This window comes from Thauera sp. WH-1, from assembly GCF_047806685.1.
GTDB lineage: Bacteria > Pseudomonadota > Gammaproteobacteria > Burkholderiales > Rhodocyclaceae > Thauera.
Genome location: NZ_JBLQGP010000018.1, coordinates 38108 through 61374 on the forward strand (window position 1 = coordinate 38108; position 23267 = coordinate 61374).

Below are 23267 nucleotides of genomic sequence, written 5' to 3' on the forward strand. Positions count from 1 at the left end.
TTGCCCGGCGACCGTTGAATGACCGAGGACCGACCCATGCAAGCCGACCGCAGCACCGAACTCCGCCAGCTTCTCGCCGAGCGCATCCTGATCCTGGATGGCGCGATGGGCACCATGATCCAGCAGGAAAAGCTGGGCGAGGCGGACTACCGCGGCGATCGCTTCCTCGAGCACCCGAAGGACCTCAAGGGCAACAACGACCTGCTGGTGCTCACGCGCCCGGACGTGATCGCAGGCATCCACCGCGCCTATCTCGAGGCCGGCGCGGACATCATCGAGACCAACACCTTCAACGCCACCCGCGTGTCGCAGGCCGAATACGGGCTGGAGGCGCTGGCTTACGAACTCAACGTCGAGGGTGCGCGCCTGGTGCGCCAGCTGTGCGACGAATACACCGCAGAGAACCCCGCCAAGCCGCGCTACTGCGCCGGCGTGCTCGGGCCGACCTCGCGCACGCTGTCGATCTCGCCGGACGTAAACGACCCCGGCTTCCGCAACATCAGCTTCGATGCGCTCGCCGACGACTACTACGACTCGGCCAGGGGCCTGCTCGAAGGCGGCGCCGACCTGCTGCTGATCGAGACCGTGTTCGACACGCTCAACGCCAAGGCCGCCGTATTTGCGATCGAGAAGCTGTTCGACGACCTGGGCAAGCGCTGGCCGGTGATGATCTCCGGCACCATCACCGACGCCTCCGGCCGCACGCTGTCGGGCCAGACCGCCGAGGCCTTCTGGAACTCGCTCAGCCATGCGCAGCCGATCAGCTTCGGCCTCAACTGCGCGCTCGGTGCCGACCAGTTGCGCCAGTACGTCGAGGAGCTGTCCACCGCCTGCGACACCCATGTCTCCGCCCACCCCAACGCCGGCCTGCCCAACCCGCTGTCGCCCACCGGCTACGACGAGACGCCCGAGCACCTTGCCGGCGAGATCCGCGAATGGGCGCAAAGCGGCCTGGTGAACATCGTCGGCGGCTGCTGCGGCACCACGCCGGCGCACATCGCGGCGATCGCCGAAGCCGTTGCCGGCCTTGCGCCGCGCGCCGTGCCCGTCATCGACAAGAAGCTGCGCTTGTCGGGCCTCGAGCCCTTCAACGTCGGCAGCGACGCCCTGTTCGTCAACGTCGGCGAGCGCACCAACGTCACCGGCTCCAAGGCCTTCGCGCGCATGATCCTTGAAGGCCGCTTCGACGACGCGCTCGCGGTCGCGCGCCAGCAGGTCGAGAACGGCGCCCAGGTCATCGACATCAACATGGACGAGGCGATGCTCGATTCGGTCGCCGCCATGGAGCGCTTCTGCAAGCTCATTGCCACCGAGCCCGACATCTCGCGCGTGCCGATCATGCTCGACTCGTCGAAGTGGTCGGTGATCGAGACCGGCCTCAAGTGCATCCAGGGCAAGGGCGTGGTCAATTCGATCTCGATGAAGGAGGGTGAGGCCGAGTTCCTGCGCCAGGCGCGGCTCGCGCGCCGCTACGGCGCGGCGGTGATCGTGATGGCCTTCGACGAGCAGGGCCAGGCCGATACCTTCCGCCGCAAGACCGAGATCTGCGAGCGTGCCTACACGCTGCTCACCAAGCCGGTCGCCGAGGGCGGTGCCGGCTTCCCAGCCGAGGACATCATCTTCGACCCCAACATCTTCGCCATCGCCACCGGTATCGAGGAGCACGACAACTACGCGGTCGACTTCATCAACGCCGTGGCCTGGATCAAGGAGAACCTGCCGTACGCGAAGACCTCGGGCGGGGTGTCGAACGTGAGCTTCAGCTTCCGCGGCAACGACCCGGTGCGCGAGGCGATCCACACCGTGTTCCTGTACCACGCGATCAAGGCCGGCCTGTCGATGGGCATCGTCAACGCCGGCCAGCTCGGCGTGTATGACGAACTCGAACCGGTGCTGCGCGACAAGGTCGAGGACGTGGTGATGAACCGCAAGCCCGGGGCGGGCGAGGCGCTGGTCGAGCTGGCGCAGACGGTGAAGGGCCAGGCCAAGGAGTCCACGCAGGATCTGGCCTGGCGCGCCTGGTCGGTGGAAGAGCGCCTCTCCCACGCGCTGGTGAAGGGCATCACCGAGTTCGTCGTTGCCGACACCGAGGAGGTGCGCGCCAAGCTCGAGGCCGAAGGCAAGCCGCCGCTGGCGGTGATCGAAGGCCCCCTGATGGCGGGCATGAGCGTGGTCGGCGACCTCTTCGGCGCGGGCAAGATGTTCCTGCCCCAGGTGGTGAAGTCGGCGCGCGTGATGAAGCAGGCGGTCGCCCACCTGATCCCCTACATCGAGGCCGAGAAGCTGCGCACCGGTGCGACCAGCAAGGGCCGCATCATCATGGCCACGGTCAAGGGCGACGTGCACGACATCGGCAAGAACATCGTCGGCGTGGTGCTCGGCTGCAACGGCTACGAGGTGATCGACCTCGGCGTGATGGTGCCGGCGACGAAGATCCTGGAAGCGGCGAAGGAGCATGGCGCGCAGGCGATCGGCCTGTCGGGCCTGATCACGCCCTCGCTGGAGGAAATGAGCCACGTCGCCGCCGAGATGAAGCGCCAGGGCTTTTCCGTGCCGCTCCTGATCGGCGGCGCCACCACCAGCCGCAACCACACCGCGATCAAGATCGCGCCGCACTACGACCAGCCGGTGGTGTATGTGCCGGATGCCTCGCGCGCGGTGGGCGTGGTCACCGCGCTGCTGTCCGAAGGCCAGAGCGAGGCCTTCAAGGCCGAGGTCGCCGCCGACTACGAGAAGATCCGCGCCCTGCACGCCAACAAGAAGGGCGTGCAGCTGGTGAGCATCGAGGCCGCGCGTGCGAATGCTTTCCGCTGGGAAATAGGGGACAGACCCCAATTTCCTGAGGGGAAATCGGGGTCTGTCCCCTATTTTCCGCCGCGCCCGAACATGCTCGGCGTGCAGGCGATCGACGTCGAGCTCGGCGAGCTGGTCGACTACATCGACTGGGGCCCCTTCTTCCAGACCTGGGACCTGGCCGGCCGCTTCCCCGCCATCCTGGACGACGCGGTGGTAGGCGAGACCGCGCGCAACGTGTTCGCCGACGGCAAGGCCATGCTCGAGAAGATCGTGGCCGAGGCCTGGTTGCAGGCGAAGGCGGTGTTCGGCCTGTTCCCCGCCAACGCCGTCGGCGACGACATCGAGCTCTACACCGGCGAGGACCGCAAGCATCTGGCCATGGTCTGGCACGGCCTGCGCCAGCAGCACGAGCGCCCGGCCGGCAAGCCGCACTGGTGCCTGGCCGACTTCGTCGCGCCCAAGGACTCGGGTGTGGCGGACTGGGTCGGCGCCTTCGCCGTGACCGCCGGCCTGGGCATTGAGGCCAAGCTCGCCGAGTTCGAGGCCGCGCACGACGACTACCACGCCATCATGCTGAAGAGCCTGGCCGACCGCCTCGCCGAGGCCTGCGCCGAGTGGCTGCACGAGCGCGTGCGCCGTGAGTGCTGGGGCTATGCCGCCGACGAGACGCTGGACAACGACGCGCTGATCCGCGAGGAGTACCGCGGCATCCGCCCGGCGCCGGGCTATCCGGCCTGCCCCGACCACACGGTGAAGGGCCCGCTGTTCGAGCTCCTCGGCGCGCGCGCGCGCATCGGCATGGACCTCACCGAGAGCTACGCGATGATGCCGGCCGCGGCGGTGAGCGGCTTCTACTTCGCCCACCCCGAGAGCCATTACTTCGCGATCCCGAAGATCGGCCGCGATCAACTCGCTGACTGGGCACGCCGCACCGGCATGGAAGAGGACGAGGCGGCGCGCTGGCTGGCGCCGCTGCTCTGATCGCCGGCCTGCAGGTCCGCTGCGTAGGGCGGGCCGTGTACCCCCCTGCGCGGCCTGCGGGCGGCGGGGGCGCGCGGCGCGTGCGCGACGAAATGACGCCGGGGCCCCACTTCCGGGCGTGTATCATCGGCAGTCGCTCATTCAATCAGGGGCTGACATGGCAACCGTCGAACTCACCGGCGACAACTTCAACGATACGGTCTCGCAGAACCCGATCGTCTTCCTCGATTTCTGGGCCGCCTGGTGCGGCCCCTGCCGCAACTTCGCGCCGACCTACGAGGCGGCCTCCGAGGCCAACCCGGACATCGTGTTCGGCAAGATCGACACCGAGGCCCAACAGGAGCTCGCCGCCGCCTTCCAGATCCGCTCCATCCCCACCATCGCGGTGATCCGCGAGGGCGTGATGGTGTTCCGCGAGTCCGGCGCGCTGCCGGCGAACGCGCTGAATCAGGTGATCGCCGGGGTGCGTGGGCTGGACATGGACCAGGTGCGCGCCGAGATCAGCGCGCAGCAGGCCGCACAGCAGCAAAGCTGAGCGATTCGCTGCTGCCGGCGGCCTGGTCGCGGATGGCCTGCATGGCCGGATGCGACAGCCGTCGCTCGGTGGTGATCGCGAAGATCTGGCTGCGGACCTCGGCGATCTCGCCCAGCGCCGCCACGTCGTACTGCCGGCAGACATGGTCGGCGATCGAGCTTGGCGCGACGAATGCGCCTGCACCGCTCTGGCCGAAGGCCTTCATCAGGGCGCTGTCATCGAATTCGGCGACCACCGAGGGGCGCAGGCGCCGCTGCTCGAACCATTGCAGCAGCGCACTGCGGTGGGCCACGTCCTCGCCCGGCAGCAGGAAGGGCGCGCCGTCGAGGCTGACGGGAAAGCCGTCCGCCAGTCGTGCCGCCAGCGCCGGGGCCGCGAACACCGTCAGCGTGCTCTCGCCGAGCAGCGTACTGTAGCCGCGCACGCTGACATCGGACGGCAGCGGCCGGTCGGCGATCACGAGGTCGAGCCGATGCACCGCGAGCTCGGCGAGCAGCTCCGCGAGTGGCGCTTCGCGGCACACCAGGCGGCCCGGGCGCTCCACATGCAGGGCGGGCTCGATCAGGCGATGGACGACCGACTTGGGCATCGAGTCGGGGAAGCCGATGCGAAAGGGCAGGCTGCGCCGCAGCGTGTCGTCGCGCACGATGTCCGCGATCTGGTCGCCGAGCGCAAAGATCTGCTCCGCATGGCCGAGGATGCGCTCGCCTGCCTCGGTCAGCGCCAGCCGGCGGCCGACCCGGCGAAAGAGGCTGACGCCGAGTGCCGCCTCGAAGGTGGCGAGCTGGGCGCTGATCGAATGGGGCGCCAGGTTCAACACCCGGCCCGCCTCGGCAATCGTGCCCACCCGCGCCACCGTCCAGAAGTAGCGCAAGTGCTTGTAGTTGAGCTCAGTCATCATCGCGCTGGCCTCGTTCCGTCGAAAAAATCGATTCAATAACAAAGTTTAATCGACTTTTTATGAGAACGGTTCTCCTTTAGTCTGCATCCGTCTGCAGCGCTGTCGGGGTCTCCCAACCCGGCTGACCCGGGCCTTGCAGCCATCCCGACACAAGAAGGAGACAGCACCATGCGCCACTACGACACCGACAGCACCCCCGCCGCCGCCCGCATCCTTGCCCTCACCGTGCTGGCCGACGGTGGCCTCGACCACACCGAGCTCGACACCCTGATGCACACCGACCTCGCCCGTCGCCTGGGCCTCGGCAGCGTGGAGTTCGAGCGCATCCTGCGCGAGTACTGCGACGACCTGCTGCTCGGTGCCCACTACATGGACGGCATGCGCCTGAAGCTTGCCGACGAGGTGCTGGACCAGATCCTCGAGGACATTGCCGAGCCCGCGCTGCAGCAGGCCCTGCTGCGCGCCATGCAGGACATCGTCAGCGCCGACGGCGTGGAGACGCCGGCCGAGGTCGAGGTGCTGGCGCGTGCGCTGGAAAAGTGGCGCATGCGCGGCGCCCCTTCGAGTCTGAACTGAGGTGACGGGGGCCGGGGGCGTCGCAGGGCGCGGCGGCCCGGCCCCCGGCGGTACTACCTGGGGCCGGGAGGCCAACATGGATACGGCGAAAAGTACACGGTCTGCGGACCACGACAGTCACCTTGGCGAGCGCGTCGACGATCCCCTGATCGACCGCCTGCATTGGGTCATCCGTCAGGCGATCCGCGTGCTTGCCGTGCTGATGGTGGCGGTGATCCTGTGGACGGTCGCCGACGTCGTGCTGGTGCTGTACGAGAAGCTGTCGACCCCACCCTTCCTGCTGCTCGACCTCAACGACATCTTCGTCGTGTTCGCCGCCTTTCTGGCCGTGCTGATCGCGATCGAGATCTTCGTCAACATCACGCTCTACCTGCGTGACGACGTCATCCACGTCAAGCTCGTGATCGCGACCGCGCTGATGGCGATCGCACGCAAGGTCATCGTGCTCGACCTGAGCACGATCGAGCCGATGTACCTGTTCGCGATCGGTGTCGTGGTGCTGGCGCTGGGCGTGACCTACTGGATGGTGTCGCTGCGCCCGGGCAATTGAGGCGCAGGGCGCGCGCCATCACTCGAACAGCGCGCCCACGCTCTGGCCGCTGTGGATGCGCTCGATGGCGGCGGCAAACAGCGGCGCCACGTTGAGCACGGTCAGCTTGTCGAGGCGCTTTTCGGCCGGCACGCTTACCGTATTGGTGACCACGATGGAGTCGATCGCCGCCGCGCCCAGGCGTTCGATCGCCGGTCCGCACAGCACGCCATGGGTCGCCGCCGCATGCACGCTCTTCGCGCCGGCCGCACGCAGCGTGTCCACCGAGGACACGAGCGTGCCGCCGGTGGCGATCTCGTCCTCGAAGATGACCACGTCGCGCCCGCCGACCTCGCCCACCACGTGGCCCTGCTTGACCGCGGTGTCCGACACCCGGCGCTTGTCGATGATGGCCATCGGGATGCCGAGCTTCTCCGAGAAACGCCCGGCGCGCTTGGCGCCGCCCGCGTCGGTGGCGACGGCGACCATGTTCGAGAGGTCGTAGTGGTTGCGGAAGTGCTCGGCAATCAGCGACACGGCGGTCAGGTGGTCGACCGGCACGCTGAAGAAGCCATGCACCTGGTCGGCGTGCAGGTCCATCGTCAGCACGCGGTCGGCGCCGGCGGTGCGCAGCAGGTCGGCGATCAGCCTGCCGGTGATCGAGATCCGCGGCGCGTCCTTCTTGTCCGAGCGGGCGTAGGAGTAATAGGGAATCACCGCGGTGATGCGCTGTGCCGAGGCACTGCGCAGGGCATCGAGGGTGATCAGCAGCTCCATGATGTGCTCGCTCACCGGTTCGGCGAAGGACTGCAGCACGAAGACGTCGCGCTCGCGCACGTTCTCCTGGACCTGTACCCGCAGGTTGTCGTTGGAAAAGCGCGAGATGTCGAGCTGCCCCGGGCGCATGCCCAGGCGCTGGCTGATGTCGCAGGCCAGCTCGCGGCTGGCGTTGCAGGCGAAGATCTGGAGGCCGTGCTTGATCATCGATCGAATTCTCCGTCGTGGCGGGGCGCGCAGGCCTGCGCGGCGTGGGGTGGAAGGCGGACGCGGCGGTCGGCCCGACGCGCGGTCGCCGTAATGCTACGGGAAGATGGCACCCGAGGCGTGGCCGCGCTTGCGTCGGCCGCGCGTTTGCCACATCTTTGCGACACAACACGGCGGGGAGACAGCACCCTCAGAGTCGGCCAAGCCCGCCCGGCCGAGTGTCCAGCACGGGAGTGTCGATGGACGAGCGGCCCTATTCGCTTGCGCGCCTGCGGGGGGATTTTTTCGGCGGCCTGACCGCCGGCGTCGTCGCCCTGCCTTCGGCGTGGCCTCCGGCGCAGGCGCGGCGGGCGGCGTGAGCCAAAGCGAGGCGGACATGGACAGCGGGGTACGCGTGATCGAGGTCGGCGGCCCCTTCTTCTTCGGCTCGACCAGCCAGCTGCTCGATCGCGTCGATCAGGTGATCGGCACGCGGGTGGCGGTGTTCGACTGCAGTCGCGTGCCCTTCATGGATCTGTCGGCGCAGTTTGCCCTCGAGGAAATGGTCGAGCGCCTGAAAGCACAGTCGATCGTGGTCTTCATCGTCGTGCCGCCGGCGATCCAGACCGAGCTGATGCGCCTGCGCGCGCCACACCTGCCGGCCGAGCTGCTGCGCAGCGACCTCGGCGCGGCGCTGGGCGAGGCGCGCGGCCTAGTGGGCTGAGCCCGCCCGGCAGGACTTGGCGCACGGTGGCGGCGGGTGCATGCTGCATGGCGGGTGAGGGGCGGGTCGGAGGGCAGCGGTGTCAGGAATCTTCATCAGCCACAGCAGTCGCGACCGCCAGGCGGCAGAGGGGATGGCCGCGCGGCTGCGCGAGCAGGGTTATCAGTCGCTGTTTCTCGACTTCGATCCCGCCGACGGCATTCCCGCCGGCCGCGACTGGGAGCGCGAGATCTATGCCCGGCTGCGCACCTGCAGCGGCGTGGTGGTGCTGTGCAGCGCGCACTCGATGGCGTCGGACTGGTGCTTCGCCGAGATCACGCATGCGCGTGCGCTCGGCAAGCGGCTGTTCCCGGTGGTGATCGGCGAGTGCAGCCTGCGTCCACTGCTGCTCGACACCCAGGTGGTCGATCTGCGCGCCGACGCCGAAGAAGGCTACGCGCGGCTGTGGCGCGGCATGCGCAGCGCCGGCCTGGACCCGGCCGACAGCTTCGCCTGGGACGGCGGGCGCGCACCCTATCCGGGCCTCGCGCCCTTCCAGGCGGCCGACGCCGCAGTGTATTTCGGCCGCGATCAGGAGCAGCGGCGCTGTCTCGACACCCTGGCGCAGATGCGCCGCTACGGCGGCGAGCGCCTGCTGGTGGTGGTCGGCGCTTCGGGCAGCGGCAAGTCCTCGCTGGTGCGCGCGGGCGTGTTGCCGCGCATCGCGCGCATGGCGGAGTGGCGCGTGCTCGGCCCGCTGCGCCCGCTGCGCCGGCCCGATGAGGAGCTCGCCCGCCTGCTGCCAACGGGGCTGGCGCCCGCCAGTGCACCGGCCGTGCTCGGGGCGGCGCTGGCGTCGGCCTTCGCCGCGGAGCCGGAGCGGCCGGCGGTGTTGCTGGTGGTCGACCAGCTCGAGGAGCTCCTCACCACCAGCGAGCCCGAGGCCGCGGCGCGCTTCGTGCAGGCCCTGCGCGTGGCGCTCGCGCCCGAGCGCGGCGAGTTGTACTGCCTGGCGACCCTGCGCGCGGACTATCTGGCAGCCTTGCAGGCCCTGCCGCTGTGGGGGGCGCTGCCCTTCCGCCAGCAGCCGCTGGCGCCGATGGACGCCAGCCACTTCGCCGAGATCATCAGCGGCCCGGCGCGCGTCGCCGGGCTCGAACTGGAGGAGGGACTGGTCGAGGCGCTGGCGCACGACACCGGCAGCCCCGACGCGCTGCCGCTGCTCGCGTTCACGCTGAACCGGCTGTGGCGCGACTTCGGCGATGACCGACGCATCACCCTCGACGAGTACCGCGCGCGCTTCGGCGGCCTGGAGGGCGCGATCCGCCACGAAGCCGAGGCGGTGCTCGCCGCCCTCGCGCCCGCCGACGAGGCGCTCGGTGCGCTGCGCCACGCCTTTCGCCAGCTGGTGCGGGTCGAGCCCGAGGGCGGCTACACGCGGCGTGCGGCGCGCTGGCAGGATCTGCCCGCCGCCGCGCACCCGCTGCTCGAGGCCCTCGTCGCTGCCCGGCTGCTGGTGTCGGGCCGGGACGAGGGGGGCGCGCGCATGCTGGAGGTGGCCCACGAGGCCTTGTTCCGCGCCTGGGACCTGTTGCGCCGCTGGCTCGACGAGGACCGCGTGTTCCTGCTCTGGCGCCAGCATGCGCTGCCGGCGGCCACGGCCTGGCAGCGCGCGGCCGACGACGCCGGCCTGCTGCTGCGTGGCGGACCGCTCGTCGAGGCGCAGCGCTGGCAGGCGGAGCGGGCCGACGAGCTGGGCGAAGCCTTGGACCGCTACATCGACGCAAGCGCTGCCGCGGTGAGACGGCTACGCCGGCGCCAGGTGGGCGCGCGTGCCGGGCTGGCGGCGCTGTTGCTGGCCTCGGCCGCGCTCGGCGCCGGACTCTGGCAGCAGCAGCGCGAAGCCATGGGCCAGCGCATCGACAGCTACTGGAGCGGTGCGCTGTCGGCACGCGACGCGGGCGACGACGCCTTGCGCGCGGCCCACTACCTCGCCCGCGCGGCCGACCTCGGCGGCGAGGGGCGCGCGCACGACAACGCCCTGATTGCGATCGGCATGCTCGCAGGCGGGCTGGAGCTGGCGGGCGAGATCACCCTGCCGGGAGCGCCGGATGGGGGGCGAACAGCGGCCGGCGAGCGCGCGCCAGCCGGCACCCAGGTGGCCGCCGGCGCGCGCGTGCTGCTGGCCTGGCGCGGTCGCGAGGCCTGGCTGCATGCGCTCGACAACGGCCGCCAGACGGATGCGCACCTGCACTCGGATACGGTGGCCGAGGGGCTCATCCTGCCGAGCGGTGAGGTGCTGACCCGCGACGCGGCGGGCGGCGTGTGGCTGTGGGGCGGCGGGGCGCCGCCGCGCGCGCTCGCCCACGGCGGGGTGGCACGCATTGCCGTCGATCGCGAAGGGCGCCGGCTGGCCGGCTGGGGCGACGACGGCGTGCAGCTGTGGACCCTGCCCGCCGCCACGCCCGCTGGCCGCTGGCTTGCCGGCAGCGCGATTGCCGGCGCCGCCCTGGTCGAGCGCGGCGGGCTGCTGGCGTGGACCGCGGCCGGGGCGTTCTGGCGCGTCGACGCAGCCGGTGCGGCGCTTGCATGGCACAGCGGCTGTGCGCCGCGCGGGGTGGAACTGGCCGCCGACGGCCGCAGCGCGATCAGCTTTTGCGACACGACTCTGCTGCGCCACGACCTGGACGCGGGCAGGGTGCATGCGCGCTGGAGCTCGCCCGAGTTGGTCGATGGCGTGCGTTTCGATGCCGACGCGGGCCTGGTGGTGTCGTGGAGCGCGGGCCGCGGGCGTGTACGCGTGTGGCAGGCGGCCGATGGCGCGCCGCGCTTCGAGCGCCCGCTCGATCGCGAGGGCAGCCTGTCGCGCGTGCTGCTGCTGCCGGGAGCCGGCAGGTTGCTGACCGCGGGCGCGGATGGCTGGCTCGAGGTGTGGGATCTGGCGCTGGGCGAGCTGGCCGCGCGCGGCCGCCATCATCGCGCCGAGGCGCCGGTGCTGGCCGTGGCCACGGCCGATGGCACGCGCGTGCTGGCCTGGAGCCGGGTGGCCGGCGCACGGCTGTGGGACGCCGGCACGCTGACCCCCTTGAGCCTGCCCTTGCTGCACGTCGGCCGCGTTCTCGGCGCCGCGGTCGACGACGCCGGCGGCACGATCCTGAGCTGGGCCGACGACGACAGCCTGCGGCTGTGGCGGCGGCAGCCGGCGCTGGAAGTCACGGCGCCCGCGGCGCCGGGCGGGGCGCCCGCCCTGCCGCGGCCGCAGGCCCCCGATGCGACGCTCAAGGCGCGGCTCGATGCGCTCGGCCTGCACGGCTACCAGCTGCTGCACGCCCAGGGCGAGCAGTGGCTGCTCGCGGCCGGGCCGCTGGCGCGCCGCCTTGGTCCGGGCGAGCGTCTGTCGCCACCGCTTGCGCTCGACGAGGGCGCGCGCGGTGGCGCCCTGCTCGGCGACGGTCGCGTCGTGCTGTGGGGTAACAGCAGCGTGCGGCTATGGGATGCGGACCGCGGCCGCCCGCTGAGCGCCGTGCTGCGCTCGGACGTGCTGTATCCCGAGCACGGCGCGGTCGATGGCGGGCTGCTTGCCGCGGACGCGTTGCAGGCGCGGCGCTGGCGTTGGCCCCAGCCCGACATCGGCAGCGTCAGCGTGGCGCAGTGGCTTGCGCTTGGCAATGCGACGACGATGGATGAACAGGGCGCGATTCGCGTGCTGGCGGGGGCGGACTGGTGCGCGCGCATGCGCAGCGCGCAGCGCGCGGCAAGCGCCTGCGGCCCATGAGGCTTCGCTTGCGAGCCTGCCCCCGCGGCTGCGGCGGGGACCCGTCCAGCCCGCCTCACTGCACGAGCACGAGCGACTCCGACCAGGCGCCGACCCAGTCGCCGCCCTCGTCCCACACCCGCACCTGCAACTGGTGGCGGCCCGCAGAGGGCTGCGCACGCTCGTCGCGGCCGTCCCAGCGCTGCGCGGGGAGGCTCTCGATGCGGCTGTCGCGCTGCACCGGGCCGATGCGCTGGCCCTTGACGTAGCGCTTGCGCACGCCGTCCGGGCTCTGCGACACCTGCATGAACTCGACCGCGGCGTGGTCGAAGTCGGAACGCGAACGGAAGGCGTAGCGGGCGGTGTCGCCGCGTGCCGGGCGCATCAGGCCGGGGTCGAACTCGAGCCGGTCGACCGCCACCGAGCCCACCGCGCGCGGGCCGATGCCCAGGCCATGGACGCTGAAGCCGTCGATCGTCTGCTGCCCGGTCTCGAGGTCGGCAGCGGTGAGCGCGATCACCGCCGGCCTGAGGCTGTCGCCGAGGAAGGGTGGCAGCTCGAAGCGCAGCACATGACGGCCGAGACCGAACTGGTCGAGGCGGTAGCTGACGGTCTCGGCGCCCGGGATCGCGATGCGCAGCAGCACCCGCCCGGGGCGCTGCTGGGCGTAATCGACCACCACCGGCCAGCCGCCGCGCACCAGCCCGCGCACGCCGAAGGCGCTGGCGTTGAACTGGGGCGCCAACTGCGGGCCATCGCGCAGCAGTTCGCGCGTGCCGGCAGACTCGTCGCGCGTCTCGGCCTTTTCCTGTGCGAGGGTCTTGCCGATCGCGAACAGCGCTGCCGCGCCGACGACGATCGCCGGGATCAGCCAGTTCCTCCCTTCGCCCGTGGGGCGACGGTCATCGCCGCCGTAGTCGCCGCCATCGCCACCCCCAGTGCCGCCGCCCACGTCGTCGTAGGGCTGGTTGGGCGAGGGATAACGGCTCTGCGCGAGCTGCGCCGGTGCCGCCGTGACGGCCGGCGGGCTGCCGAGCCGCGCGGTCCCCGGGGCCCGCTCTTGCGCCCCGCTCATCGGCGGCACTGCGGCCAGCGCGAGGCCGAGGACGAGGCACAGCGTGCGATGCGCACCGGCAGGTTTCATCGGGTGTCTCCCCGCAGCAGGCCGCACGCTCAGGCGGACTGGCCGCTGAAGTCGAAGGCGTCGCTGCCCGGCGTGCGGCAGGCCAGGCCCTCCATGACCTCGCGCCGGCCATCCACATAGACGACCTGGTCGAAGCGGCGGCATTCCTTGCCCGCGTCGGCATAAAAATCCGAGGTCGGCGTCACTGCGAAGTCGCGCCCGCTGTCCTCGTTGTGCCAGCTCACCGTCTGTCCGCGCGGCGCGCTCTGGATCGTCTCGGCGAGCCGCTTGCGGTCGGCATCGTCCATGTACTGGCCGATCATGCGTCCCACCACGCCCCCGACCAGGGCGCCGATCACGGCGCCGCCCGCGCTGTCCTTGCCGAGTTTGTAGCCGATGAGGCCGCCGACGATGCCGCCGATCGCGGTCCCCACGTCGCGCTTTTGCATGTTCTCGCAGCCGCTTGTCGACAACAGCAGGAGTGCGGTGGCGAGCGCGCAGGCCAGGGGGCGTGCAGCGGGCAGTTGGCGCATGTCGATCTCCTCGGACGGGAGGCAGGAGCGGGCCGGCACCGTCTGGCCGCGGCCCTGACGACGGTCGCGACGCGGGCCGGCATGTTCATTCTAGTTCACGTGGCGATGCATGCTCGCGCCTTGCCCACGCGGCCGGCGGCGCGCCGCGCCCCGTCGCTCAGCCCGGGTAGCGCAGGAAGGGGCGGCGGGCCTCGACCCAGGCCGCTTCGTCGGCATGAGCGAGCGCGTCGAGATCGGCCGCGCTCGCGGCCGGGTCGTCCACCCACTCGCGCAGCAGCGGCGAGCCGTTGATGAGGTCGATCGCGCGGCGCTCGAACTCGTACTCGTAGCCGAAGTCGCGCCACAGCGGGTAGTCGGGCTGCAGGCCGCGGAGGGCCTTGAAGGCCAACGCCTGCAGGCGCCACGGGCGGAAGGCGGCATGGTCGTAGTGGGCCGGGTCCTCGACGTGGATCTGCACGCCGCTGCACAGCTGGCCGGCGTGCTTGTGGAAGGTGGGCTCGAACCAGCACTCGCGCAGCACGCAGCCGCGCAGCCAGTCGGGGGCCAGCGCGTGCATCGCGGCGATCAGGGCGCGGGCGTCGAGGTCGGGGGCGCCGAACAGCTCCAGCGGGCGGGTGGTGCCGCGGCCTTCGGACAGGGTCGTGCCTTCGAGCATCACGGTGCCGGCATAGCAGCGCGCCATCGACAGGTTGGGCGCGTTGGGGCTGGGGTTGATCCAGCTGCGCACGCCCAGCGGCCAGCCGTGCCCCGGCGCGGCATCGGGCTGCCAGCCCTGCATGGTGACGATGCGGCAGTCGACGTCGAGCTTGAGGGTGGCGATGAACCAGTCGGCGAGCTCGCCCATCGTCAGGCCATGGCGCATCGGCAGCGGGCCGGCGCCGACGAAGCTCTCCCAGCCGGGGCGCAGCGCAGTGCCCTCGACCGGCCGGCCGGCGGGGTTGGGGCGGTCGAGCACCCACACCGCCTTGCCGTGGCGGGCGGCTTCCTCGAGCACGTAGCGCAGCGTGGTGATGAAGGTGTAGATGCGGCAGCCGAGGTCCTGCAGGTCGACCAGCAGCACATCGAACGTCTCCATCATCGCCGCGGTCGGCCGGCGCACCTCGCCGTACAGGCTGAACACCGGGATGCGGTGCAGCGGGTCGATGTAGTCGGCCGACTCGACCATGTTGTCCTGCTTGTCGCCGCGCAGACCGTGCTGCGGGCCGAAAGCGGCCGACAGCCTGATGTCGGGCAGGGCGGCGAGGGCGTCGAGCGAGTGCGTCAGCGTACGCGTCACCGAGGCGGGATGGGCGAGCAGGGCGATGCGGCGCCCGGTGAGCGGGCGGCGCAGCGTGGCGTCGGCGAGCAGGCGGTCGAGGCCGAACTGGATGGCGTCAGGCATGGCGGCAGAGGCAGGCTCAGGCGACTGCGCGGGGCGCAGTGGTGAGGGCGAGCACGAAGGTGTCGCGGGCGTGAAAGTCGGGCTGGGCGGCGACATGGCGCAGCGCCCAGTATTCGTGTCGGCCATCCTTGCGCTCGACGACGGCGGCGAGGTTGACCTGCAGGTCGGTGCCCGGCGGCACCACCGGCAGCAGGGCCGCCGGCACGTAGGCCTCGAGCAGCAGCCCGTCCTGGGTGTGCTCGATGCTCAGCTCGGGCGCGGTGGCGGGCACGAAATCCGCGATGCGCTCGCGCCAGGCGCGGAAGGCATACACCGCCCACTGCCCGCTGGGGGAGAAGTTGTACTCGCGGTACTGGGATTCGCCGGGCACGCCGAGGAAGACCTCGAAGCAGGTGTGCTTCCACAGCTCATCGGCGGGTCCGGGCGTGCGCGCGGCGGGAATCGCCAGGCGGCCGGGGCGGCTGTCCTCGAGGCGGAACTCGAACACCGCGCCGCCTTCCGGCGGGGCATACATCGTCGCCAGCAGGCGTCCGACCGGGCCACTGGCGGGCGCGCCGGCGTCCGGGCTGCTCGGGTGGGGGCGCAGGCCCACGGTGATGAGGGGGACGCGAGGACGGTCGGCTGGGCTGAGGGGCACGATGCAGGCAACTGGCGGGTGGCGAGGCAGGCGCAATCTTAGCCGCTGGCGCGGGGGGCGGATATGGCCGCGGGCAGTCATCGACACACTTTTTGTTCCGCCAGGCAAAATTCGCAATTGCTCATGTTGCATTGCACAAAATCCGCGTGTATGATCCGTTCCGTCTCCTCCACTCTCCTCGTGATGTGGATTGAAGCCCGGTCTCGAAAGCGACCGGGCTTTTTTTTCGGGCGCAGCCGCTCGCGCCCGCGGCGGGCGAGGGATGACCCTGCTTGAGCGCGGCCGCGCTTGCATCGCACACTGCATGCCCATGCGCGCCTCGCCCCTCACACACATCGTCCTCGCCCAGCTCTTCGGTACCTCGCTGTGGTTCTCCGCCAACAGCGCTGGCGCCGACCTGATGCTCGCCTGGGGCTTGAGCGCGGCCGACATCGGCCGCCTCACCAATGCCGTGCAGTTCGGCTTCATCCTCGGCACGCTCGGCTTCGCCCTCAGCGGGCTGGCGGACCGCTTCGCCGCGAGCCGCATCTTCGCCTGCTGCGCGCTGCTCGGCGCGCTGGCCAATGCCGGCTTCGCGCTGTTCGCGCGCGATCTGGGCGATGGCCTGGCGTGGCGCTTCGTCGTCGGCCTGGCGCTCGCCGGCGTCTATCCGCTCGGCATGAAGCTGGTGGTGAGCTGGGTGCCCGAGCAGGCCGGTGCGGCGCTCGCCTGGCTGGTCGGCATGCTCACCTTGGGCACCGCCCTGCCGCACGGGGTGCGCGCGCTCGACGCGGGCCTTGGCTGGCAGGCCACGGTCCTGGTGTCGTCCGCTCTTGCCTTGATTGCAGCCGGCATGATCCTGCGCCTCGGCGACGGGCCGCAGCTGAAGCGCCGGCCCGATGCGCCGCGGCTCAGGCTCGGCGCGGTGCTGATGGCGCTGCGTGAGCCGCGCTTTCGCGCTGCCGCGGGCGGCTACTTCGGCCACATGTGGGAGCTGTATGCGATGTGGACGCTGGTGCCGCTGCTCGTGCTCGCGGCCGCGCCCGCCGGCGGCGGCGTGTCAGGGCCGGCCTTCGCGGTGATCGCGGTCGGCGCGGCGGGCTGCGTGCTGGGCGGGGCGCTGAGCCGCCGCTTCGGCAGCGCGCGGGTGGCGGCCGCGGCGCTGGTGGTGTCGGCGCTGTGCTGCGCGCTCTATCCGCTTGCCGTCAGCGGGCCGCCGCTGTGGCTGGCGCTGCTGATGCTCGTGTGGGGCGCCAGCGTGGTGGCGGATTCGCCGCACTTTTCCGCGCTGTCGGCGCGCGCCTGCGCACCCGAGATCGTGGGCAGCGCGCTCGCCTTCCAGAATGCCATCGGCTTTGCCATCAGCATGGTATCGATCGAGATGGCGATGCGCCTTTGGCCCCTGATCGGCGAGCGCGTGGCCTGGCTGCTGCTGCCCGGTCCGCTGCTCGGCCTGCTGGCGCTGCGCCCGCTGTGGCGCGCTGCCACGCGCCCGTCCTGAGCCTGCGCCGGGGGGCGGCTTCAGCGCATCCGCGTGTCGGAGTTGGCAGTCGCGGCCATCCAGGCTGCCCATATTGGGGCCAACGCGATTATGCTGGCAGCCTCTTTGGCCTCCCAATCGACCGCGTCTGCGCTTCTCCCGATGGCCGCAACTGCTTCGACTTCGCTCAGCGTCAGGCTGTGGGCCGTGATCGTGATTGCGGTCCTGCCGGTGCTGGCCATGGTTGTCCTGGACTCGCGGGAGCACCGCATCCAGGCGATCAATGAGGCCGAGCTGCAGGTGATGCGCATGCTGTCGGTGGCGCAGCACGAGGAAGATCGGGCGCTGCGGAGCATCGATAAGGTGCTTAGCGTGATGGCGAAGTCGGACAATCTGCGCGACCTCGATCCCGACCAATGCGGCGCCATTGCCGCGCGCCTGCTGTCGTCCTTCATCGATCTCCACAATCTGGGCGCCGCCCTGCCCGATGGCCGCCTTCTCTGCAGTGGGCTGCCGGGGCGAGACGACATCAATGTCGCCGATCGCGACTGGTTCAGGCAGGCACCGGGCGTCGCCGGGGTCACGGCGGGCAGCTACCTCGTCGGCCGCATCAGCGGCAAGCCGTCGATCACCTTCGGCTATCCCCTGCGGGATGAGCGTGGCGCACTGCGCGCGGTGCTGTTTGCCGCGCTCTCGCTCGACTGGTTCGACCGCCTCGCCGCCAGTTATCGCCTGCCCGAAGGTTGGGAGGCGACGCTGCTGAGCACCTCCGCCCAGGTGCTGGCGCGCCATCCGGGCGCCGACAACGGGGCGGGGCAGCCTCTCGCCGCGGCGCAGATGGAGGCCTTCCGCCACATCCTGTCGCAGCCCAAGCCGGTCGCCGAGGCGCAGGACCTCGATGGTCACACCCGGCTGTATGGCGTGCGGGCGGTCAGCCTGGCGAGCAAGGACCTGCTGGTGGCGATCGGCGCGCCGCTGGGGCGGACGCTCGCCGAGATCGATCGCGCGTTCTGGGCGCACGTCCTCGTGCTCGTGTCGGTCTGCCTGTTCTCCGCGGTGGTGGCGCATTACTTCATCCGCAGCTTCGTCGAGCGCTGGGCGTTCGGCATGCAAGGGGTGCTGGCGCGCATCGCCCGTGGCGAGCCGGGGGCGCGGGTGGGCAGGCCGACCTCGGTGCGCGAGCTGCGCGCGGTCGAGGAGGGCATCGATCGCATGGCCGCCGATCTCGAGCGGCGCAACGCCGAGCTCATCCGCCGCGACGAGGAACTGAGTCGGCTGTCGATGGCGATCGAGCAAAGCCCGGAGAGCGTCGTCATCACCGACACCGACGGGCGCATCGAGTATGTAAACGACGCCTTCGTGCGCAACACCGGCTATGCGCGCGAGGAGCTCATCGGCGGCAATCCGCGCATTCTCAACACTGGCCGCACGCCGCGCGCGACCTACGAGCAGCTGTGGGCAACGCTCGCACGCGGCGAGGTGTGGCGGGGTGAATTCACCAACACGCGCAGGGACGGCAGCCACTTCACGGAATTTGCAACCATCGCGCCGATCAAGGGTGCGGACGGGCGCGTCACCCACTATGTGGCCGTCAAGGAGGACATCACGCTGCGTCGCGAGTCGGAAGCGATGCTGCATCGGCTCGCCTACTACGACCGCCTGACCGAGCTGCCCAACCGCGCCCTGTTGCGCGATCGCCTGCAGCAGGCGCTGCTGTCGAGCGCCGAGACCGGTGAATGCGCCATGTTGCTGCTGCTCGACGTCGACCGCTTCAAGCAGCTCAACGACACCCAGGGCCATGGCGCCGGGGATCGCCTGCTGCGGGCGGTCGCCCGCCGCCTGCGCCAGCAGCTGCGCGAAGAGGACACGCTCGCCCGCCAGGGCGACGATGATTTCGCCGTCATCGTCGAGCGTCTCGGCAACAACCAGGCCGAGGCGCTGGTGCGTGCCGAGGTCGTCGCCCGCCAGATCCATGCTGCGCTGACGGCGCCTTATGAAGACCTGGACGACACCGGCCGCCCGCACTACATGACCTTCAGCATCGGCATCACGCTGTTCCAGGGCCGCCAGTGGTCGCTGGAGAACCTCCTCAAGCAGGTCGAGGTCGCGCTCTACATGGCGAAGGAAGAAGGCCGCGACACGATCCGCTTCTTCAGCCCGCAGATGCAGGCCCAGGTCCAGGCCCATGCGGCGATGGAGGCCGGGCTGCGCGATGCGCTCGCGTCCGGGGCGCTCGCGCTCCATTACCAGCCGCAGGTGGATGAGCGGGGCGAGGTGGTCGGGGCCGAAGCCCTGGTGCGCTGGCCGCGGGCCGCGGGTGGCATGGTGTCGCCGGCCGAGTTCATCCCGGTGGCGGAGGACACCGGCCTCATCGTGCCGCTGGGCAACTGGGTGCTCGACACCGCTGCGCGGCAACTGGCGGCCTGGCAGGCCGAGCCGGCCACCCGCGGCCTGAGCGTGGCGGTCAATGTCAGTGCGCGCCAGTTCCTTCAGCTCGATTTCGTCGCCCAGGTGCTGGGCTGCGTGGAACGTCACGCGCTCGATCCGGCCGGGCTCAAGCTCGAACTGACCGAGAGCGTCATCCTCGGCGACATCGACGAGACCATCTACCGCATGGCGCAGCTGCGCGCGCTGGGCGTGCGCTTCGCGCTGGACGATTTCGGCACCGGCTATTCCTCGCTGTCCTACCTGCGCCGGCTGCCGCTCGACCAGCTCAAGATCGACCAGTCCTTCGTGCGCGACATGCTCAGCGATGCCGGCAGCGAGACCATCGTGCTTGCCATCCTCGGCATGAGCCGTTCGCTCGGTCTGGAGGTGATCGCCGAGGGCGTCGAGACCGCCGAGCAGCGCGCCTTTCTGCACGCCCACGGCTGCCGGCGCTTTCAGGGCTATCTGTTCGGCAAGCCCCTGCCCTTGGCGCACTGGCAGCCGCAGTGGCTGGCAGGAAGCGCCGGAGTGCGCGAAGATCGCGCCTGAAGGCGCAAACGCTGATGACTTACCAGGAGGCATGAAAGGATGAGGCTGGGTCGGGGCATCGCAGGCGCCTGCCTGCTGTTGGTCGTCGCGGCCGCGCCGGTGTCGGCGCAGGTCGAGCAGCTGCGGGGCGGCAGCCTGAGCCTGCGTTGCGGCGGCATCGGTGTCGAAGCCTCGCAGCGCATGCGCGCCGAGGTGGCGATGCATGCGCTGACCCTGCTGTTCTCCAGCGAGGAGGGCGCGTATCTGACCGATGTGCAGACCCGCATCGACGATCCGCCGGGCGGCCAGCGGGTCGAAGCCTCCTGCGGCCCGATCGCTCAGATCGATGTGTCCGAGGCGGGCAGCTATCGCATCACCGCCACCTACCAGGGCGTGCGTCAGGAACACTGGGTCGAACTGGTGCCGGGCGGCGGTGCGAGTTTGTCGCTGCGCTGGCGAGAGTGAACGGGGCGGGCACGCGCGGCCGCGGCGCCGGAAGAGGCGTCACTTCACGCCCGCGCCCTATGCAAGCGGCGCCGAGCCGTTAAACTCGCGCTCTTTGTCCAGTTTCAGCCGGAGCGAGTCATGACTGTGCAGCGCGTCCTCACCGGGATCACCACCTCGGGCACCCCCCACCTCGGCAACTACGCTGGCGCGATCCGCCCGGCGGTGGCCGCCAGCCGCCATCCGGGCGTGGAGAGCTTCTACTTCCTGGCCGACTACCATGCGCTGATCAAGACCACCGATCCGCTGCGCGTGCAGCGCTCGACGCTGGAGATCGCCGCCACCTGGCTTGCCGCCGGGCTGGACACCGATCGCGTGTGGTTCTACCGCCAGTCCGACATCCCCGAGATCCCGGAGCTCACCTGGCTGCTCACCTGCATCGCCGGCAAGGGCCTGCTCAACCGCGCCCACGCCTACAAGGCGGCGGTGGACAAGAACACCGCCGACGGCGTCGATCCCGATGCCGGGGTCAATATGGGCCTGTACATGTATCCGGTGCTGATGGCGGCCGACATCCTGATGTTCAAGGCGCATTCGGTGCCGGTCGGGCGCGACCAGATCCAGCATATCGAGATGGCACGCGACATCGCGGGCAGCTTCAACCACCTCTACGGCGAGCACTTCGTGCTGCCCGAGGCGGCGATCGATGCCGCGGTGGCGACCTTGCCGGGCCTGGACGGGCGCAAGATGAGCAAGAGCTACGACAACACCATTCCGCTGTTCGCCCCTGCCGCCGAGTTGAAGAAGCTGGTGTTTTCCATCGTCACCGACTCGAAGGCGCCCGGCGAGCCCAAGGATGCCGATGGCTCGGCGCTGTTCGAGCTCTTTCAGGCCTTCTCCAGCGCCGAGGAGGCGCGCGCGATGCGCACCGCCTTTGACGAGGGCATCGCCTGGGGCGAGGCCAAGCAGGCCTTGTTCGAGCACATCGAGCGCGCCGTCGCACCGATGCGTGAGCGCTACGAGGCCCTGATCGCCGAGCCGGCGCAGATCGAGAAGCACCTGCTCGAAGGCGCGGCCAAGGCGCGCGCGATCGCCACCCCCTTCATGAGCGAGCTGCGCCACGCCGTGGGTCTGCGCAGGCTCACCGACGTCGCCCGGCCGGCCAGGGCGGACAAGCCCAGGCCCGTGGCCCAGCCGCAGTTCAAGCAGTATCGCGAGGCCGACGGCCGCTTCCATTTCAAGCTCGTCCACGCCGACGGGCATGCGCTGCTGGTCAGCGAAGGCTTCGCCACCCCGCGCGAGGCCGGCACGCTGGTCACCTTCCTGAAGCAGGGCGGCGAGTTCGAGGTGGCCGGCAACGGCGTGTTCGTGGCCGGCGAGCGCGTCGCGGAACTGGCGCCGGATGTGGTCGCGGTCGAGGTGCGGGAGGCCCTCGCGGCACTCGCCGCGTGACCGGGCGAGCGCCGCGCGTCCGCTGAGCGACCGCGCGGCGGGGCTTGTCGCTCGCGGCCCTCAATCGCGGGTGATGACCGCCTCCAGGTATTCGCCGGGCACCACCAGCGAGTCCGCACCACCGACGTTGAGCGCCTCGAGCAAGGCCACCAGGTCGGCCTGCAGGCGCGCCTGGGCGGCTTCGTCAAGCGTCGCGAACGCCTTGTGGGTGGGGCCGTAGTAGTTGCGGAAGACGTCGATCCAGTGCGCCGCCGAGCGGTAACGGAAGTTGAAGGTGCGGCGGCTGCACTGGATGTCGCGGGCATGAGCGCCGAAGAGCTCCACCAGGTAGGGCTCGTCACCCCATTTCACCGGCGAGGTCAGCCCCGCCGGCGGCGGCACATGGCCCGAGAGGGTGCGGAACAGGCGGCCGATGAAGCCCTCGGGGGTCCATGCAGCGAGGCCGATGCGCCCACCCGGGCGCACGACCCGCAGCAATTCGCTGGCGGTGCGCCGGTGATCGGGCGCGAACATCGCGCCGAAGGTCGACAGCACAGCGTCGAACTGGCCGTCGGCGAAGGGCAGCGCCTCGACGTCGGCGACCTGGAACTGCACCGTCAGGCCTTCGGCGCGTGCGCGGCCAGCGGCCTTGTCGAGCAGGGCGCCGACGTAGTCGGTCGAGGTGACGGCGGCAAAACGGCGCGCCGCGGCGAGGGTCGCGTTGCCGTTGCCGGCGGCGACGTCGAGCACGCGTTCGCCTGCGCGCACGTCTGCCGCTTCGGCGAGGTTCTCGCCGACGATCTGCAGGGTGGTGCCGATGACCGCGTAGTCGCCGCTGGCCCAGGTGGCCTGCTGGCGTTGCTTGATGGCGGCGAGATCCGGGGTGGCAGCGGTGGCGGCGGTGGCCGCGCGCAGTTCGGTAGGGGCGTTCATGATGGGTTTCCTTGCTCCGGGGTTGGGGGATGGGCCTCTGCGGGCCCGTGCCGGCGCTGACTGCATCCGACGTCGTCATTCTTTCGCTGGCGCGGATTCGGTGCTTCACTGGAAATCCGGCAGCCTTGCTCGTGCGTCCGCCATTGCGCCGCCAGGCACTGCCGCGATTTGCGGAGGTCCCGGCTCATGGGCCGCGATACGCTTTCCGATCTGCTCGGCGCCGTGCGCTTGCGTGCGGCGGTCTTTTTCTACGTGAGCTGCTGGCCGGACAGCGCGATCGTCAGGTCGGTCGAGCACTGGCGCTGCTGCACGCCGCCCCCGCCCATGGCTGGACGATCGATGAGCTTGGACGTCAGGTCGGGCTGTCACGCTCGGCCCTGCACGAGCGTTTCGTCCCGTTTCTCGGCCAGCCGCCGATGCACTACCTGGCGAGCTGGCGCATTCAGCTCGGCTCGCGCCTGCTGCGCGAGACCCGCCTGACGGTGGCGGCGGTGGCGCCCACCGGGACCGCGATCGCCGAGCTGGCCGCCTCCGCAGCGCGCGGCTCGATCACACCCTAGTAGGACGGGCGCGGGCGCCCGCGGGCGGGTGTGTCGCCCTTGCAACAATGTCATTTTTGCGCGCCAGAGTGCG

Annotated in this window: 18 protein-coding genes; 11 read left to right on the plus strand and 7 right to left on the minus strand. The window is 70.6% G+C overall.

Annotated elements, in window-relative coordinates; all coding sequences use genetic code 11:
• The first annotated feature begins 36 nt into the window (after positions 1-36).
• Both metH and trxA read left to right on the plus strand, forming a co-directional pair.
• Positions 37-3777, plus strand: coding sequence for a methionine synthase (gene metH, locus ACMV5O_RS16300; RefSeq protein ID WP_416164448.1), 3741 nt, complete (start codon positions 37-39; stop codon positions 3775-3777).
• Between the two features lie 157 nt (positions 3778-3934).
• Positions 3935-4312 carry a thioredoxin gene (gene trxA / locus ACMV5O_RS16305; protein ID WP_416164449.1) on the plus strand — a complete coding sequence of 126 codons (378 nt, stop codon included), beginning with the start codon at positions 3935-3937 and terminating at the stop codon, positions 4310-4312.
• Here trxA and ACMV5O_RS16310 read toward each other — a convergent pair.
• Positions 4278-5210: a LysR family transcriptional regulator gene (locus tag ACMV5O_RS16310; protein WP_416164488.1), complete on the minus strand. Its 933-nt coding sequence runs from the start codon at positions 5208-5210 to the stop codon at positions 4278-4280. The genes trxA and ACMV5O_RS16310 overlap by 35 nt on opposite strands.
• Positions 5211-5381: 171 nt before the next feature.
• Between ACMV5O_RS16310 and ACMV5O_RS16315 the strand changes: the two genes are divergently transcribed.
• Both ACMV5O_RS16315 and ACMV5O_RS16320 read left to right on the plus strand, forming a co-directional pair.
• Entirely contained in the window at positions 5382-5789 is a 408-nt protein-coding gene (locus ACMV5O_RS16315) for a TerB family tellurite resistance protein (RefSeq protein WP_416164450.1), read from the plus strand.
• A gap of 76 nt (positions 5790-5865) precedes the next feature.
• On the plus strand, positions 5866-6339 hold the full coding sequence (locus tag ACMV5O_RS16320) for a phosphate-starvation-inducible PsiE family protein (RefSeq protein ID WP_416164451.1): 474 nt from the start codon (positions 5866-5868) through the stop codon (positions 6337-6339).
• 18 nt (positions 6340-6357) lie between these two features.
• Here the strand turns inward: ACMV5O_RS16320 and ACMV5O_RS16325 are convergent, their stop codons facing one another.
• Positions 6358-7302 carry a ribose-phosphate diphosphokinase gene (locus ACMV5O_RS16325; RefSeq protein WP_416164452.1) on the minus strand — a complete coding sequence of 315 codons (945 nt, stop codon included), beginning with the start codon at positions 7300-7302 and terminating at the stop codon, positions 6358-6360.
• 355 nt (positions 7303-7657) lie between these two features.
• On the opposite strand from ACMV5O_RS16325, the gene ACMV5O_RS16330 reads away from it, so the two are divergent.
• Both ACMV5O_RS16330 and ACMV5O_RS16335 read left to right on the plus strand, forming a co-directional pair.
• Positions 7658-8005 carry a sodium-independent anion transporter gene (locus ACMV5O_RS16330; RefSeq protein WP_416164453.1) on the plus strand — a complete coding sequence of 116 codons (348 nt, stop codon included), beginning with the start codon at positions 7658-7660 and terminating at the stop codon, positions 8003-8005.
• A gap of 79 nt (positions 8006-8084) precedes the next feature.
• A complete protein-coding gene (locus ACMV5O_RS16335) occupies positions 8085-11759 on the plus strand; it encodes a TIR domain-containing protein (protein ID WP_416164454.1) in 3675 nt (1224 codons plus the stop codon).
• A gap of 55 nt (positions 11760-11814) precedes the next feature.
• Here the strand turns inward: ACMV5O_RS16335 and ACMV5O_RS16340 are convergent, their stop codons facing one another.
• The 4 genes from ACMV5O_RS16340 to ACMV5O_RS16355 all read right to left on the minus strand — a co-directional run bounded on the left by ACMV5O_RS16340 (position 11815) and on the right by ACMV5O_RS16355 (position 15412).
• Positions 11815-12882 carry a hypothetical protein gene (locus ACMV5O_RS16340; RefSeq protein ID WP_416164455.1) on the minus strand — a complete coding sequence of 356 codons (1068 nt, stop codon included), beginning with the start codon at positions 12880-12882 and terminating at the stop codon, positions 11815-11817.
• A 29-nt stretch (positions 12883-12911) separates the two neighbouring features.
• Entirely contained in the window at positions 12912-13394 is a 483-nt protein-coding gene (locus tag ACMV5O_RS16345; protein ID WP_416164456.1) for a glycine zipper domain-containing protein, read from the minus strand.
• A gap of 157 nt (positions 13395-13551) precedes the next feature.
• On the minus strand, positions 13552-14775 hold the full coding sequence (locus ACMV5O_RS16350) for an exo-beta-N-acetylmuramidase NamZ domain-containing protein (protein ID WP_416164457.1): 1224 nt from the start codon (positions 14773-14775) through the stop codon (positions 13552-13554).
• Positions 14776-14791: 16 nt separating this feature from the next.
• Entirely contained in the window at positions 14792-15412 is a 621-nt protein-coding gene (locus ACMV5O_RS16355) for a DOMON-like domain-containing protein (protein WP_416164458.1), read from the minus strand.
• Between the two features lie 310 nt (positions 15413-15722).
• On the opposite strand from ACMV5O_RS16355, the gene ACMV5O_RS16360 reads away from it, so the two are divergent.
• The 4 genes from ACMV5O_RS16360 (at position 15723) to ACMV5O_RS16375 (ending at position 21722) form a co-directional block, all read left to right on the plus strand.
• Positions 15723-16892 (plus strand): MFS transporter, encoded by a 1170-nt coding sequence (locus tag ACMV5O_RS16360; protein ID WP_416164459.1) that lies wholly within the window; start codon positions 15723-15725, stop codon positions 16890-16892.
• A 141-nt stretch (positions 16893-17033) separates the two neighbouring features.
• On the plus strand, positions 17034-19847 hold the full coding sequence (locus ACMV5O_RS16365) for an EAL domain-containing protein (protein WP_416164460.1): 2814 nt from the start codon (positions 17034-17036) through the stop codon (positions 19845-19847).
• A gap of 39 nt (positions 19848-19886) precedes the next feature.
• Entirely contained in the window at positions 19887-20291 is a 405-nt protein-coding gene (locus ACMV5O_RS16370) for a hypothetical protein (protein WP_416164461.1), read from the plus strand.
• 120 nt (positions 20292-20411) lie between these two features.
• Entirely contained in the window at positions 20412-21722 is a 1311-nt protein-coding gene (locus tag ACMV5O_RS16375; RefSeq protein WP_416164462.1) for a tryptophan--tRNA ligase, read from the plus strand.
• 60 nt (positions 21723-21782) lie between these two features.
• Here the strand turns inward: ACMV5O_RS16375 and ACMV5O_RS16380 are convergent, their stop codons facing one another.
• Positions 21783-22634, minus strand: coding sequence for a class I SAM-dependent methyltransferase (locus ACMV5O_RS16380; protein WP_416164463.1), 852 nt, complete (start codon positions 22632-22634; stop codon positions 21783-21785).
• Between the two features lie 125 nt (positions 22635-22759).
• On the opposite strand from ACMV5O_RS16380, the gene ACMV5O_RS16385 reads away from it, so the two are divergent.
• Positions 22760-23194, plus strand: a complete 435-nt coding sequence (locus tag ACMV5O_RS16385; protein ID WP_416164464.1) for a hypothetical protein — start codon at positions 22760-22762, stop codon at positions 23192-23194.
• Positions 23195-23267 lie beyond the last annotated feature (73 nt).

Coding starts and splice junctions, on each gene's coding strand:
- metH (WP_416164448.1), top strand. CDS start 37: ATGCAAGCCGACCGCAGCACCGAACTCCGCCAGCTTCTCGCCGAGCGC.
- trxA (WP_416164449.1), top strand. CDS start 3,935: ATGGCAACCGTCGAACTCACCGGCGACAACTTCAACGATACGGTCTCG.
- ACMV5O_RS16310 (WP_416164488.1), bottom strand. CDS start 5,210: ATGACTGAGCTCAACTACAAGCACTTGCGCTACTTCTGGACGGTGGCG.
- ACMV5O_RS16315 (WP_416164450.1), top strand. CDS start 5,382: ATGCGCCACTACGACACCGACAGCACCCCCGCCGCCGCCCGCATCCTT.
- ACMV5O_RS16320 (WP_416164451.1), top strand. CDS start 5,866: ATGGATACGGCGAAAAGTACACGGTCTGCGGACCACGACAGTCACCTT.
- ACMV5O_RS16325 (WP_416164452.1), bottom strand. CDS start 7,302: ATGATCAAGCACGGCCTCCAGATCTTCGCCTGCAACGCCAGCCGCGAG.
- ACMV5O_RS16340 (WP_416164455.1), bottom strand. CDS start 12,882: ATGAAACCTGCCGGTGCGCATCGCACGCTGTGCCTCGTCCTCGGCCTC.
- ACMV5O_RS16345 (WP_416164456.1), bottom strand. CDS start 13,394: ATGCGCCAACTGCCCGCTGCACGCCCCCTGGCCTGCGCGCTCGCCACC.
- ACMV5O_RS16350 (WP_416164457.1), bottom strand. CDS start 14,775: ATGCCTGACGCCATCCAGTTCGGCCTCGACCGCCTGCTCGCCGACGCC.
- ACMV5O_RS16360 (WP_416164459.1), top strand. CDS start 15,723: ATGCGCGCCTCGCCCCTCACACACATCGTCCTCGCCCAGCTCTTCGGT.
- ACMV5O_RS16365 (WP_416164460.1), top strand. CDS start 17,034: ATGGCCGCAACTGCTTCGACTTCGCTCAGCGTCAGGCTGTGGGCCGTG.
- ACMV5O_RS16370 (WP_416164461.1), top strand. CDS start 19,887: ATGAGGCTGGGTCGGGGCATCGCAGGCGCCTGCCTGCTGTTGGTCGTC.
- ACMV5O_RS16375 (WP_416164462.1), top strand. CDS start 20,412: ATGACTGTGCAGCGCGTCCTCACCGGGATCACCACCTCGGGCACCCCC.
- ACMV5O_RS16380 (WP_416164463.1), bottom strand. CDS start 22,634: ATGAACGCCCCTACCGAACTGCGCGCGGCCACCGCCGCCACCGCTGCC.